The sequence below is a fragment of the Puia dinghuensis genome, assembly GCF_014642875.1.
Classification (GTDB): domain Bacteria; phylum Bacteroidota; class Bacteroidia; order Chitinophagales; family Chitinophagaceae; genus Puia; species Puia dinghuensis.
Genome location: NZ_BMJC01000001.1, coordinates 1,519,934 through 1,534,824, shown reverse-complemented (window position 1 = coordinate 1,534,824; position 14,891 = coordinate 1,519,934). Strand labels below are relative to the sequence as shown.

The 14,891-nt window shown below is 44.8% G+C and carries 12 protein-coding genes; 7 read left to right on the top strand and 5 right to left on the bottom strand.

The annotated features are described in order from the left end of the window. Window positions 1–188: 188 nt before the first annotated feature. The gene (locus IEY39_RS06085; protein ID WP_188929506.1) at window positions 189–3,245 is read right to left on the bottom strand and encodes a ligand-binding sensor domain-containing protein; all 3,057 of its coding nucleotides are present in this window, start codon (window positions 3,243–3,245) and stop codon (window positions 189–191) included. A gap of 132 nt (window positions 3,246–3,377) precedes the next feature. Between IEY39_RS06085 and IEY39_RS06080 the strand changes: the two genes are divergently transcribed. Next, entirely contained in the window at window positions 3,378–3,890 is a 513-nt protein-coding gene (locus tag IEY39_RS06080; RefSeq protein ID WP_188929504.1) for a hypothetical protein, read from the top strand. Here IEY39_RS06080 and IEY39_RS06075 read toward each other — a convergent pair. Beyond that, the gene (locus IEY39_RS06075; RefSeq protein ID WP_188929502.1) at window positions 3,887–4,969 is read right to left on the bottom strand and encodes a GDSL-type esterase/lipase family protein; all 1,083 of its coding nucleotides are present in this window, start codon (window positions 4,967–4,969) and stop codon (window positions 3,887–3,889) included. The two genes, IEY39_RS06080 and IEY39_RS06075, sit on opposite strands and share 4 nt — an antisense overlap. An 88-nt stretch (window positions 4,970–5,057) precedes the next feature. Here IEY39_RS06075 and IEY39_RS06070 point away from each other — a divergent pair, with 88 nt between their 5' ends. After that, window positions 5,058–5,990, top strand: coding sequence for an AraC family transcriptional regulator (locus IEY39_RS06070; RefSeq protein ID WP_188929499.1), 933 nt, complete (start codon window positions 5,058–5,060; stop codon window positions 5,988–5,990). A gap of 27 nt (window positions 5,991–6,017) precedes the next feature. Here IEY39_RS06070 and IEY39_RS06065 read toward each other — a convergent pair whose 3' ends face one another. Together IEY39_RS06065 and IEY39_RS06060 are read right to left on the bottom strand one after the other, a co-directional pair. Next, window positions 6,018–6,944 carry a helix-turn-helix domain-containing protein gene (locus IEY39_RS06065; RefSeq protein ID WP_188929497.1) on the bottom strand — a complete coding sequence of 309 codons (927 nt, stop codon included), beginning with the start codon at window positions 6,942–6,944 and terminating at the stop codon, window positions 6,018–6,020. A 26-nt stretch (window positions 6,945–6,970) separates the two neighbouring features. Next, window positions 6,971–7,801 (bottom strand): SDR family NAD(P)-dependent oxidoreductase, encoded by an 831-nt coding sequence (locus IEY39_RS06060; RefSeq protein WP_188929495.1) that lies wholly within the window; start codon window positions 7,799–7,801, stop codon window positions 6,971–6,973. A gap of 785 nt (window positions 7,802–8,586) precedes the next feature. Between IEY39_RS06060 and IEY39_RS06055 the strand changes: the two genes are divergently transcribed. The 5 genes from IEY39_RS06055 (at window position 8,587) to IEY39_RS06035 (ending at window position 13,329) form a co-directional block, all read left to right on the top strand. Further along, the gene (locus tag IEY39_RS06055; protein ID WP_188929489.1) at window positions 8,587–8,766 is read left to right on the top strand and encodes a hypothetical protein; all 180 of its coding nucleotides are present in this window, start codon (window positions 8,587–8,589) and stop codon (window positions 8,764–8,766) included. Then, window positions 8,766–10,202 carry a deoxyguanosinetriphosphate triphosphohydrolase family protein gene (locus IEY39_RS06050; RefSeq protein WP_188929488.1) on the top strand — a complete coding sequence of 479 codons (1,437 nt, stop codon included), beginning with the start codon at window positions 8,766–8,768 and terminating at the stop codon, window positions 10,200–10,202. Before IEY39_RS06055 ends, IEY39_RS06050 begins: the two co-directional genes overlap by 1 nt. A gap of 1,234 nt (window positions 10,203–11,436) precedes the next feature. Then, window positions 11,437–11,988 (top strand): hypothetical protein, encoded by a 552-nt coding sequence (locus IEY39_RS06045; protein ID WP_188929487.1) that lies wholly within the window; start codon window positions 11,437–11,439, stop codon window positions 11,986–11,988. Window positions 11,989–11,995: 7 nt separating this feature from the next. Then, entirely contained in the window at window positions 11,996–12,775 is a 780-nt protein-coding gene (locus IEY39_RS06040; protein ID WP_188929486.1) for a hypothetical protein, read from the top strand. Window positions 12,776–12,846: 71 nt separating this feature from the next. After that, on the top strand, window positions 12,847–13,329 hold the full coding sequence (locus IEY39_RS06035; protein ID WP_188929484.1) for a hypothetical protein: 483 nt from the start codon (window positions 12,847–12,849) through the stop codon (window positions 13,327–13,329). 1,231 nt (window positions 13,330–14,560) lie between these two features. Here the strand turns inward: IEY39_RS06035 and IEY39_RS06030 are convergent. After that, window positions 14,561–14,875: a helix-turn-helix domain-containing protein gene (locus IEY39_RS06030; RefSeq protein ID WP_188929482.1), complete on the bottom strand. Its 315-nt coding sequence runs from the start codon at window positions 14,873–14,875 to the stop codon at window positions 14,561–14,563. Window positions 14,876–14,891: the final 16 nt, after the last annotated feature.

Sequence of the window (14,891 nt, the reverse complement as noted above, 5' to 3'; positions counted from 1 at the left end):
AGAGATCGATATAGTTGTTTAATTGACATTTATAATATAAATATAACTGATTTGGATGGCTTTAAGTATTTACGGAATGACATTTTTGTGTTTTTTCTCCTCTGAATATAGAGTAGCACTTACACTAAATCCAATTAATACTATGAAGCACTTATGTATAAAATCCAAGCTTTGCACTACATGGTCTCCTATGCGGCGGTCTTGAATAGGAGGGTTATCCTGTTGCCTGTAATGCCCGGTGCATCTATGAGCAGCTGGCCCTGGATCTTGGCTAATAATTCCAGGATGATGTGATAGCCAAAACCATTGGTGTCGCTTTCCGTTTTATAGGTATTATTAAGGATCTCCTCTACCAGCGCTTTCTCCATGCTTCTGCCGCTGTCGATGATGGAGATGCTGACGACGGAATCATGCTGCGCTGCTTCGATCTTTATTTCCCCGTTGAGGGTATATTTATTGGCGTTGTCCGTAAGGTTGCGGATGAGCGTTTTCAATATATGGGGGTCGGAAGTCAGGGTGATCGCAGCGGGCACCAGGTTGAGCACGGTATTATTGCGGATATCGGCGCCGGTCTCATAGAGCGAGACGATCTCTCCGACGATCTCCCGCAGGACTATTTTTTCCCGTTGTACGACGAACCCTTCTTTCTGAGCATTTGTCCAGACCACGAAATCCTGCGTAAATCCGTACAGGTCGTTTGTCGCATTTTGAAACTTCTGCAACATTTCACCCAGTTCGGGTGCGGGCACCTTTTGATAATTTTCAAAGATATGAACAGCCAGCATATGCAGGAAGCGGAGGGGCGAACGCAGATCGTGCAGGATAATGGCGATCATTTTTTCTTTTATCCGGTTGCTTTCAGACAGCGCCTCCGTCCTTTCTGCCACCTTTTGTTCGAGCTGCCTGGCTCTTGCCAGTTGCCGCAAATAGCGCGTCCAGAGCATGAGCGGGAGGATACTGATGATCACCACGGCAGCCAGGAGCCGGAACCAGATGGTCTCGTACCAATAAGGGAGTATGGTCCATCTTACCGTTTTATAGCTGTACGTGCCATCTCCATTCTGCTTTCGGATGGTAAATGTATAGCTGCCATGGCCCAAACCGGTGAGCTCCAGCCTGCCGTCTTTGTTCACAGGATGCCAGTTACTGTCGAGCTGGGGAATGGAATATTCCATGTACAGGTTGACCGGGTTGCCGTAATAGGGCGAAGAAACGGTAAAAACCAAGGGACCCGCGTCCTGCTTTTGTTTGAAATTATCACCGGAAAGCACTTTCTTTTCATCCGCGGAAAGCCGGTCTATGAAGATAGGGTTGGCAGGAGGGATGATCGTCACACTGTCCGGATCGAATTGTACCAACCCATCCAGGGAGGGGAGAGAAAAGCGGCCATCTTTTGTGACAATACCACAGGGACTGCATCCGCCATTGAATTCATTGGTGGCGAATCCCGATTGCTTGTCGAAGTAATAATAGAAGACGTCTTTCTTTTTGCCCGATGCGAAGCTGTCCAGTTCGCTTTTTGCCACCTTGAAGAGCCCCTTGTTGGTGGGCAGCCAGAAATTCCCGTGTTTGTCTTCCAGGAAACAATGGACGCTGGCCAGGTTGCCCACGGCATCCATCGGCATCCGGAGAAAGCAGCCATTGACGTACTTATAAAATCCCTGGCCGTAGGTGCCGATCCAGATGCTGCCATCCCTGGCTTTATAGATCGCTCTGATAGTGGCCTTCTCCAATCCGGGCACCCGGCTTACCGTATTGTGTTGCAGGTTATAAGAAAACAATCCTGCGTCGGTGCCGATCCAAAGATCATTTGAACTCACTTGCCTGATCGTCATTATTTCAGCGTTCTGCAGCGATGCTCTGGTGTCGAGCAAAAGGGTTGCCGTTGTTCCTCTCACCCGGAATAGTTTTTTCTGAGTGCTGAACAGGATGTCTTTATTGTCGGCTTCGACGATCGAAGTGACCCAGATGCCAACGTAGGTGATGTCGCCGAGGTTGGTGATGTTCGAAATTTCATGCAGATTGGAGTCGGTTCTTTTTAACCAGCCATAGGAACAATACCAGATATGGCCGTCTGATGAGCGTAGGAAGGCCGGGCGATCGTAGATACCCGGCGTAGGGATGTTTATTTTATTGCGGCGGTTGAGGATACCGGAGGAGGTGAGGATATTGCCATCGGATAATTCCACCTGCGCGTACATGCTATTGATGATATAATTGTCGCTCGAAAAGAAGAGTCTTTGGAATTCCTGTTTTTTGAGAATATACAGGCCGCTGGTTGCTGTACCTACGTATATGATCTTATTTTGCTGGTCATAGATGAGGCCATTGACATTCCTTATGGGCGTATTGGCGGCCAATGTTTCGGCATCCAGTTGCCCATTGATGATGCTAAGCAGCAGGATATCGCCTTTGTGTACGAGGAAGCTGTGGTTGTCGTCCCTGAATGCCCGCAAGGCAGCCTGTATCGGGTAGGGTCCGATGACGTCTACCTCGCCCAGCAGTTGCATGAGCCGGGGGCTCCCGGTGATCTTCTGCAAGAGCCCAGCCTTATAGGCATAGAGCCGATTCTGTCTGTCCACAAAGATATAGACATCGCCTACCATGAATTGGATCTTGAGCTGATGGCCGGAAATCTCCGACAGCGGTTGAACATCGGCGGTATTATCATCCAGGTAGTAATAATGTTCATCTTTTCTTGCATAGGCTTGTCGTTCGTTCACCGTAAGGATGTCGCTGTTGAGGTGGAGCCTGATGAATAGTCCGTCGAAGACCGTGGTGTCACCGGCTGCCCACCTCTTAAAGAGGTGGTCGTAAGTGAATAGCGGGCTGCTGCGTAGGTGAGATTGCCGGGCATTAGCGGAGAGGAGGCTATCCTCTATTAGCTGGTAGTCGTCGGTGACCGTCAGGATACGGTCGGAGGGAAACACCGGCTCGATGATTATTTTCCCGGAAGACTTTGACCGGATGGTCGCTTGAACCCTGTTGGAATACAGGGCAGGGGAGTTGGCCATGTTGTATTCGCGGAAATTCCTGCCGTCAAAGCGGACCAAGCCCATATGGGTCGCAATCCATAGAAAGCCGTTTCTGTCGAAGGCCATTTCATTGATGCTGTTCTGAGGGAGGGCGTTATCACTGTTATAATTGGTTATGGTATACCCGGGAGCGATTGACTGTGCTCTCGATGCCAGGCATTGAAGCTGGAGAAGGAATAGTATAGGAAGTAATCGTATGCGACAGGACATAGGTTATTCTAGCGGCGATAAAGGTCTGCAATATTTATAGTTTTTTATTAGTAAATGTATGACAAGGCGGTTAGGGTTCGTTCTATTCGTTATGTGAAAATAGTTGTAACTTAATATGTAAATAAGACGCGTATGAGAAAATTCACGCTTGCGGCATTCGCCTTGTTGTTTCTCACTACGTGCGGCCACAGGAAAACGTTGACAGAACAATTGAATACAACTTTCTCCGATCATTTGAAGAGGCTGGATTCATCTGCTACACTGGATTCGGTGCATGTTCGATGGAATGTGCCGGTTACGCAACGATTTGGCAGGATCTTCGATGATACAATATATGTGAGAGAGTATACAAGAATAAAGGCGCAGCTTTCCAAAGCGCAACAAAAAAATGATAAGGATAGTATTGCATTTTACCAGTATGAGATAGGGTATATGGAGAAAGAGATCGATTCGATATCCAGGAGCATCGGGCAAGGAGATACGAGCCGGAGGTTCGGCTATCTGATAGGGTGTGCTTATTTTATCAGCAAGAATGATAAGTCGAAGATGGATAGTACGATGATCTTTATCGATTCGACCAATACTATCCGGTTCACTGATTATCTGGATTCGGCTTTGAGGAGAAGTGTCAGATCGTTGGATTAGTGCGGCAGATTTCGTATCAACTCCGCCCAAACCCGATAACCCGCCTCATTTAGATGCAGGCCGTCTGGCCGCGCATACCGCCGGTGAAGATCGCCGTCTGCGGTGACAACCCGGCGCCAAACGTCGATATAACCAAACCCATTCTCCATGGCATGAAGACGCAACTCGTAATTCAGCCGCTGCACTATACCGTTCTTTCCATAAAGCTCAGGGTATTCCTGCCGGACGTCATTATTTGTCGGCAAAATACTGGTCACATACACCGACGTATTCGGAGATCCTGCCCTGACAAGCCGGGCAATCGAATAAATGTTATTCTCGATCACCCCTACCGGGATATCCTGGGCAATATCGTTGATGCCGATCTCCAAGAACAGTTTACGCGGTCGCCGCGCGATCACCTCCCCCAGCCGGTCAAGCACCCCAAAACTGTTGTCAGCTGCAATACCCCGGTTCACCGCTGTCGAATCACCGGTGAGCTTTTTCCAGTCTCCGAGCTCCGTGATGCTGTTGCCCAGGAACACAAGCCTTCCCATTACCAGCGGCTCGGCTGCAAAGACTTTTAACCTTTGGGCATAATGATCACGCAAATACCGGATCGTGTCGTAACGCGGCTCCCGCTCAGTGACATGCAGTACATTCATCTTCCAGCCCGCCGCCGTCTTCCGAAAGCTGGCGGTCTCGAGAAATTCTATATGCACGTTGTCGCTGTCGTGGAAGACAAAATCGGCACGGTTGGTGTACACGCAATCGCCTGAATGTTCATCCACGTAGGAATGCATATTGCCCAACGTGTATTTTACAGTAAAAGGCAGGTGCCGCCGGATATTCTTAAAGGCGCTGTCATTATTCCAGATGAGACCGTCCTCGTACAGAATGAAATCATTTGTTGTCAGCGCCTGCATCTTTGCCGTGTCGTGCTGCCCGATCGCATCAAAATAGTCTGTCAAAACCCGCTGAAGTAAGGCCGGATCATCGGGATGCCCCCCGGAATGGCAGGCTGCCAGCAGCAGCCCCGCGGCCCCCAAAAAAACGAATCGGATAGATGAAACAGATTGCCTTGATGAAGCAGATCGCATAGATGGCTGATTTTAATGGAACCAAATTATGCCGTCCATGGAAAAACCAATGTGCCAAAATGATCAAAATTGTATCTTTTGACCAGTTATGTATTATACCCGACTGCCTGATGCCAGCGAGCCAGGGTTCGATGAAGAACGACATTTCAGCCAATTTAAAATACACAATGTCGTCTTCAATGCCTGGAGCAATGGATCGCATTGCGAAGATCACATCGGCTGCCTTTCGCTGAAAACAGTACTCAGCGGTGAAGAGTGGTATACCATTGATCGTCGGCGGGTAGCGGTGAGGCCCGGTGAATTCCTGATTCTCAATGATGATCAACGTTACGCCTGCCAGGTTCAACAAGGAGAACCGACCAAGGTGCTGTCCATCTTTTTTAAAAGAGAATTTGCCAGTGCCGTCTTTCGTGACTGCCTGTGCAGCGAAGAAGCTTCGGCGGACAATCCGTTTCACTCCGCTAACGATACTCTTGAATTTTTTCAAACGCTGCACCCGGTTGAGCCGCGATTACTTCGCCAACTGCGGGATCTCACGACCCACCTGGATAACCTGGGTGATCAAACTGGTCTGGCCGATGAACATCTGCTGTTTTTGTTGCGGCAGCTTGTCCGGACCCATAAGTCCGAGGTCGACGGCACCAATAGGATCGATGCTGTTAAAGCCAGTACCAGGAAGGAGATTTTCAGCCGGGTATGTTTTGCGAAGGACTTTTTACATTCGGCCTATAAGGAAAAGCTGGACCTGGACACCATCAGCAGAGTATCCTGCCTCTCCGTTCCGCAACTCGTCAGGCAATTCAAATACGCTTTCCGGCTGACACCGCACTGCTATCTAACCCGGGTGAGGCTTCATCATGCAGCCGATATTTTGCGCCGCACCGATTTGCCGGTGATGGACGTTAGCTGGCAATGCGGATTCGACAACGCAAGCGCATTTGGCCGTGCGTTTAAAGCGGAATATGGCATCCAACCGGCCCAATACCGTCGCGCCGGGCGAACCCACACGCTTCAATGTTAGGGCATTTTAATCAAGAAATAAGGGGCATCAGTTAAATGATTGTCTGAACTGTAAGGGAGAAAGCCTGGCCTTTGTCTTGAAAAACTTGCTGAATGATTGTGAATGTTCAAAACCAAGCTGAAAAGCAACTTGTGACACTGGCAAACTGGTTGTGGATAAAAGTTCCTTGGATTTTTCAATGAGTTTTTCGTGAATATATTGCTGTGCGCTTTGCCCGATGAGTGATCTCAGCATATCACTTAAATAACCTGGTGAGAGGTTCAATTGTCCTGCAAGGTATTGAACGGTCGGTAATCCCTGGTTCGCTGACGTTTCATTGTTGAAATAATCGTTTAACAGATCGCCCAGTCTTAGTAAAAGATCATTGTTTATTACTTTGCGAGTAATAAACTGGCGCTTGTAGAAGCGGTTCGCGTAATTTAGCAATAGCTCGATATGAGAAATCATGATATCCTGGCTAAAATCATCTATCCTGCCGTTCAACTCTGCTTCAACCATTTTAAAAATGGAAATGATCGTTGCTTTTTCATCTTCCGAAAGGTGCAATGCTTCATTGGCCGAATAAGAAAAAAAGCCATACTGTTTGATCTTTTTAGCCAACGGATAATTCCACAAAAAATCCGGATGTATCAGTAACGTGTAATCGAAACAAGACCGCACATCAACGTCGTTATGATTGCCGCCGATCACCTGACCCGGACAAGCGAATAACAAACCACCTTCAGCAAAGTCATAATAGCGCTGGCCATACCTTACTTTCCCGCTGTACTTTGGCCGGTACGATATTTTATAAAAATTCAGGACATGGGAGCCGGACGGCATATTCATGCTTGCCGCATTATTCTCACCATTGATGAGGCTGATCAGCGGATGCCTGGGTTGAGGTAACCCCAGAGCCCGGTGAGCGTCTGATAGAGAATTGAATTTATGATGGCTATTTCCTTCTTTTTTCATGTTCAGCAATTTATAAAGATTTTTCTTTATTTGGTTTGGCCTTGTGCCGAGGCGGAAATGGATTGCCATTCTTCCCAGGTGGCCAGTCGCTCAGCATAGGCAGCACGCACAGCTGACAAATTGTGACTGCCAAGAAAGAACCGTAGCGGCGGATGCTCAGCATCCACAACTTTGAAGAGTGCCTCCGCTGTCGCATTCGGATCACCTCTTTCCAGGTTTCTTAACCCACCAACAAATTGTGCTTTAAAGTCTGTGTAGATATCGAGTCCTGCTGCAAACTTCAATGACTCCTGGCTGCCGAACTCGGTGGCATAGGCGCCAGGTTCTATGATCGTTACCTTAATGCCAAAAGGTTTAACCTCCGCCGCAAGGCTTTCATGGATGGCCTCGAATGCCCATTTAGAGGAACAATAGTAGCCGATGACCGGCATTACCACATGGCCAAGTGCACTTGATGTCCCAAGAATGTGACCGCCACCCTGTTTTCTCAGCAGCGGCAGGGCTGCCTGAATTATTTGCAGCGGGCCGAAAATGTTGGTCTCATAAAGCGCCCGGACGTCGCCAGCACTGGCTTCCTCAATGGTGCCGACAAGTGAATAGCCTGCATTATTCAAAACGATATCAAGCCTCCCAAAATGAGCGTGCGCTTGTGCCACGACAGTTTTCACCTGCTCACTGTTGGTTACGTCGAGTTGAAGCGTCAAAACGTTTTCGCCATATTTTTCTTTAAGGCCGGCGATGCTTGTCAGGTTGCGTGCTGTAGCTGCTACCTTGTCGCCACGCTTAAGCGCAGCATCGGTCCAAACGCGTCCAAAACCTCGTGAAGCTCCTGTAATAAGCCAGGTTTTAGTTCCCATATTTTTATGTTTTATTTTTTAGAGTTCAAAGATCGGCAGAGGCTTTTCACCCCTTGTAGCCTGATTGAGGGACTTTGTAGCCAAAAATTAAAAATCAGCATGAATTGATAGTGGGAGCTCGTTGGAATCTTCATCCAATGTGAGAGAATACACATGGGTACAATTTGAAAAACACCCGTTGCGAGACGAGGTGAAAGAAAAATGCCTTCAGATTTGCTAATTCTGAAGGCATTTCGTTGGATTCCCGTGGATTTCGATGGATTCCATTGGATCCCCATGCGTTTGCGGAGAGGGAGGGACAAGAACAGAGTCTCCGACGGCACTTATTTTCAAGGTGTTGGCTCGATCGGGCTGGATTAGGGCACCGAATTTCCCACTTAATTATTTGATGACATTTGATGTCAAAAATAACGAAATTCAATTAAGGTGATTTGGGAATTTGTCAAGATTTTGGCAGCCTAGCGTTACGTATTAGTAGGTGGGCGATTTTCTGGAAATTGTAGTACGACGGAATCTTTTACTTCAGCATTCTCCCAGCGTTCCAAGACTAGTAGTGGTTTGTTATCGTTGACGTAGATTGTTTGGAAATCATGATTTGCTCTTTTTGGCAAGCCAGGAACGTGCCTTCCCGTTATACTCGTTTGTAAAATTACTCGCACAGGCAAAGTCGAAAAATCATTACCTATTGATTATCAGGCTTCAGTACGTTTAGCTTACCTAGGAGATTGGTTATGAGTATCCCTTGAATTGTTGTACATTTGAGAAAATCAAATCGTTATAATTCTATGGGAAAAGCAAAAACTAACGATTCAACAAAATCTTTCTCAGCAATTGAAAAGGCAAAGGATAAAGCCTATAATGAAACGTATCATTTTAGAGATTCCCAAACTGGCCAATCCTCAAGAAAAGAGGGAGGGGCAATAAACGAAAAGCAGGATTCTATTAAAATAACGATTAAAAAGTAATGTATAGTGAGAAAGACTCTGCAAGAGAGTACCCTGAACCTGACGATCCAAATGAAAACTATAGATCCCCTTTTCGTAAGGATTACGGCCGTCTCATTCATTCTCCTGCATTTAGAAGATTACAAGGCAAGACCCAATTATATCCAGGGCTAGAGTCAGATTTTTTTCGCAATAGACTTACACACTCCCTGGAAGTCGCCCAGATTGCAAAATCTATTGCGATTAGAATAAATTCTGTCTACAAACTCAAGGTCGCCGATCAAATCAATCCAGATATTTGTGAATTTGCTGGTCTAGCACACGATTTGGGTCATCCGCCATTCGGGCATCAGGGTGAGGAAGCCTTGGATGAATGTCTCCGCGATTTTGGAGGATTTGAAGGTAATGCTCAGACTTTGCGTATTCTGTCAAGGATTGAAAAGAGGGCAAAAGGGCAACTAGAAACAAAAGATAACGAATATAGATTTGGGCTGAATGTTTGCTACAGATCATTGGCCTCAATTCTTAAATATGATAATGTAATTCCTCAAGTATCTGAAGACCGCATTGAATCTCAGAAAAACCATGCAATAAAAGGCTTCTATTATAGCGAGTTGCCTCTAGTAAAAACAATAAAAACAAACGTTGCTGGGCCGGATTTCGAGGGAAAGTTTAAGACGATTGAGTGTAGAATAATGGACATTGCCGATGATATCGCATATTCGACGTATGATCTAGAGGATGGCTTCAAGGCAGGATTCTATCATCCAGTAATGTTTTTCTGCTATCCTGGAGAAGTTTTTGAAAATGTCGCTAGGAAGGTAGCAAAAGCAATTGATGGTCCATTTAGTGCAGCAGATGTTAGAGAAGAATTGCTCAGAATTTTTGGGTCGATCTATGAATTCCCTGAGTCTAGCTTTGTTAAAGCCGAAGGTGATGACAAGACATATTTTGCAATTGAAGAAAGCAAAGCAAAGGCGACTTTTGCTAATTTGACCAACATCGCATTCACAGCGTCTAAGAACCTCGCAGACAATGGCTACATTCGAACCGAGTTTACCTCAGGTTTAGTCGGAGAAGCGGTAAATGGCGTAGAATATTTTCCTGATCCGCAGCATCCTGCACTGTCAAAGGTGCAACTCAGAAGAGACCTATTGATTAGAGTGGAAGTCCTAAAGAATTTTACTTTTGAGAGCCAAATTCTTTCTCCGAGATTAAAAGTATCTGAATTTCGAGGCAAGGAAATCGTCAAAGAAATCTTTAAAGCTTTAATAGATGATGAAGGCTGGCGTCTAATGCCAGCCGACTACCAGAGGAATTTTCATCACTTTTTAGATCTACCTAATAAGTACCGGTGCATTGGTGATTTTATAGCCGGAATGACAGATAGATATGCAATTGAGTTCTACGGGCGGCTAAAATCAGAGAACCCTGAGACTATATTTAAGCCATTTTAGAGCAGAATTGCTCAGCCTTTCCAATAGACCTATCCATATGCTACATTTGAATTAAGTGTTCCTCAACACGAACCGTCGGCAATTTTCACCGTTTTTGGCAAAATCTGGCCTAACTCCGAACTAAATCGCGAACAATAAGCAAGATTCGAATTAATTGGTGCCTTTCTTTCCATACAATATTTTGATAAGCAACAATCCACCAGCAAAATTTGGGAAGAATTAGCATGTCAATATTGAAATATTTTGATAATTAATACAATTTGACAGATTTTTCAATAAACCCCTTTCAGTGTGTCCTATATCTGAATTTCAACGCCTGCAATTTTCACTGTTTTTGGCAAAATCTGTCCTAACTCCGAACCAAATCGCGAACAATAAGCAAGATTCGCATTAGATTAGGTTCCACCTCCCATGCAACTTGATGATAATAGAAGGAGCTAAAAACAATGGCTGGGAAGAATCGTTTGCCAATGAAATTGAAAACGTGGTATTATTAATTCAGTTGTGACTGTGCTATCATATCTACCTTTCCCCTTCGGTTCTAAAATCGTCCCAATATGCAATATAATTGATATAGTACCAATTATCGTGGATATAATTAGGTAAAATTTAAAGAGAAAAGAAAAATATATGCAAAATAGCCCAATAGCTTGCCTTAAATATTGAAATTGTAAAATTATTGTGCGCATATAAATTGTAAGACTTAGTCTCATAAATGGGATTATTTGTAATTCGCATTTTGTTTGCATGATAGACTAGTATAATCCATGCGCCTCCTTCCATCATTTCTCTTTTATTTTACTTTTTAGCTTGTCTTCTGCCTTTTTACATCGGCTTTGATTTGTAGACAGCGTAGAACTATGCCTGTAAATGTGTTATTGATTCAAATTTGCCTTCTAAATTGATTTTGTTAAATGCGTTTATTGATAAATATCAATTCTAAATTAGTTTTGTCAATTTAGCAATATAAAAATGCATATCAACACATGCAATGCATATATGACTACTGCTTATGAAAAATCAAAAACATCTAATAATTAAGTGATTACAAAACTTTTATGTTCTCTTTATGTACGAATGGTAAGCTAGATTAATTGATAGAGTGGTTAAATTCACTATGATGTCGTAATAATACCAGTAGAGACGGGTATTATAGGATACGATGCATTTACCGGATAAAAAAATACTTTTAATTACTATAGCTAATGTGTATCTTCGATTTAAAATTGGAAAAATGGAAAAACCCAAAATTACTGAGACCACTTCGAAAATAGTGGAACTTCTTGAGCCGTTTGAAGCTTTGGAAAGGCAGAGAATTGTTCAAGCATCGCTCACCTTGTTAGGTGATACAATGATTTCTCCGCCTAATACCGATACCCAGCCTGGTGATGATGCGCCAGGGGAAGCAAGCGTGTCAAGTCAAGCTAAGATCTGGATGAAACAAAATCTCGTCTCAGGCGATGATTTGCAGCTTGTTTTTCACCTTGCCGATGGCAGAGCCGACGTCATCGCTTCTGAAATTCCAGGGAAAGATGGCAAAGCGAAAACAATCAACGCTTATATGTTGCAAGGACTTGCCAGCTTTTTGACATCAGGCATTCCCAAATTTGATGATAAATCGGCAAGAGCATTATGCGCCAGATACGGGTGTTATAGTGCAGCCAATCATTCAGTATATATCAAGGCGGTTGGGAATAAATTGACTGGCTCTAAAGACTCCGGCTGGACCCTTACATCGCCGGGATTGAAGTATGCAGCTGAACTCGTTAAGGGATTATTCAAATAGCACAACAATGCATTCACCAAGTGGCATTCTGGCCAATCTACCAACAGGTTTGCGTACCCCATTAATCGATTGTTATAATAGTATTATTTCAAGCTATAGCGAGCATCGATGGGAACCCTCTGAATTGAACGGTGGCAAATTTTGCGAGGTGGTCTATAGCATTATTAGCGGCTATATTGCCGGAACGTTCCCTCCCAGTCCGTCCAAACCTTCCAATATGTTTGATGCTTGTCAGGCGCTTGGCAAGATTCCCGCAAATCCAGGACTCATAGGAGATAGAAGTGTTCGCATTTTAATTCCCAGGGTGCTTCCTTTCCTTTATGAGATTAGAAATAACAGAGGTGTTGGACATGTTGGAGGTGATGTTGACCCCAACTATATGGATTCTACGGCTGTAGTCAATATTTCCAGCTGGATTTTGGCGGAACTAATACGAGTTTTCCACAACGTGACTACGATTGAGGCCCAAGAGATGGCGGATTGCTTGATTGAAAGGAGGCATCCCCTAGTTTGGGAGATTGAAAATGTCCGAAGGGTATTAGATTCGACTTTGAAAGTGCGCGATCAAACTTTGGTTCTTTTGCATACCCGGCCGGCTTGGACAATGGCTTCAGACCTTTTTAGTTGGGTTGAATATAGTAGAGAAGATTTATTTAAGGCCAGAATCCTAAACCCTCTGCACAAAGCCAGGTTAATTGAATTCGATAAAATAAATGACAGAGCGCGCATCTCACCACTCGGTGTTACTGAGGTTGAAAAAGTGATACTCCGCAACTCTTTTTCCTAGATATGATAATGGCAAGGGTTAACTCATTCTTCCGTAATCGACAGTTTGTTTAGTAAATAAAATATATTAAAATGAGCGAATCAAAAATTCACATCAAAATTGGAATTGCAGAATTTTCTGGAGAGGGAAATCAGGATTGGGTTTCCTCTCAACTTGAAAAATTTCTTGAAAAGGTCCCGGAACTCTTAAGGATTGAATTGACCAGCAATCCCTTTGGCGAAAACGCAGCAAAAAATGGGGGAAAGGAAGATCAGTCGGGTCATGAATCGTCAGCCAACGCACCGGATAACTTACCAAAATTCTTAAAAGCGAAGGATGCCACTTCCAGTAATGTACGCAAGTTCTTGGCAACAGCGGCATTTTTACAGTTGAATGGCAAAAATCGTATAAAAACAGGGGATGTTGCAAGTACGCTGAGGGAAGCCAACCAAAATAGGCTTGTGAATCCGAGTGATAGCCTTAACAAGAATGTGGAAAAGGGACATTGTGAGAAAGACGGATCCAGTGGATTCTTCGTGACAACACACGGCTTTGAAGAACTCAACATTAAATAATTCGATCGGTCATTATTCCTGCTACTTTCTCTTAGCTTGAGGCGCCGATAGGGGAAGTGGCAGAGAATGCTGCACTTTTGAACGATCTTGCGGAAGAGCGCTTCGAGTCGATAGTTTAGGCCATTCTAAAAAAGACTGATAGGGTTGAGCTCACGGGTGAGCCTGAAGATTGGTAGCGATCCTGCGCGAAGGCGCCGGTTTTTTTGTTTTTGAAGAAAAGACACACCCTTCGCGGTAGGGATGTTATTGCTTTTGATAGAGCGCAACAGAGATATTTGGTCCACTCCTTACCGATGCTGAGCTGGAAACCCATGCTGGGGCAATAACATTCCCGCCGCGAAGCGCCAAAGCCGGACCGGATGCTGGGCCCGGATTCCCTCGCCGATCGGCTGCGGCTGCTTAAATTTGTGCTGGCTTTTTCAATTCGGGTAACACTGTTACCCGAATTGAATTTTAGGGCCCTTAGCCGAGAAATTGCTGACAACAATACATCTTGCTGGGCGCACCCAAGGCGCCCTCAAACCAAGCAAGCTCTCCGTATACTAAGTAAAAAAACCTTATATGTATACATTCGTACATCTTGCTGTGCGCTAAAATGCGCACTCGTTGCCCCCTAATTTGAGGACTATCCTCCATGAAGTGTACATCCATGGAATTTCAAGCCTCGATACCAAGGTTCGCTTTAAAAGATTAAATTTAGTACGGACAAACGAAGATTCACCACTTTTCAAGGCATGTTGAACAAATCAATAATATCCGGATTAGTTCTATCAGTTATTTCGGTTTGTGGAAATGCTCAAAACGCCAGGATCGAGCATCCCAGCCTCAAACGTGTCATAACTGAAGACTTCGCAATGGATACAATTATGAAATTGCCGGAAATAAAGGAAGCTAATTTGTATGTCAGGCGCGAGACAAAAGGGAAAAGACACCTCTTCCCCTTAATATACGGAGATCCTGATAAAGGGCATCCTTATTATTGGGTAGTGGTTGGGGAGGACTACGGAATGTCTTTTGTCACGCACTTTACTTTCTATGTTTATACGAATGGACGAAAGATATTGTACCATGACAATTTTGCTGACACCACCGTTGATTTGAGTATCTGGAGGCGGAGAATGCATAGAAAGTAACTCCCTACTAATACTACCTTTTCGCGGCTCGCAAAAATAGCGAGCCGCGAAGACAGCTTGGGGCATGAGCCTCTGAGACCCCCAACGCGTAACCTTTTTCAAGACGCCTTTTTGTGCTCTGTCAAGATTTGATTGATCTCAGCCGCATCATAATAGATCAGACCGCCCACCTTGGTAAATGGTATCTTCCCATTATTTCGGAGCGTCTGCAAGGCCCCGGCGGAGATACCCAGCATCTTCCTGACCTCATGGGATTTCAGCCACCGTTTGACCGTCCTATTCATGTGCGCCTCGAACATGGTTTTAATGTCCATTAACATTTTCGTCCGGAATTCTTCCAGATCCTTTATCGTGACGAGTTGCCCGGGAGCTGGCTTTTGGTCGTTTTCCACGAGGTAGAGTAGTTTGCCCATTTTTTTCGTTTTGGGT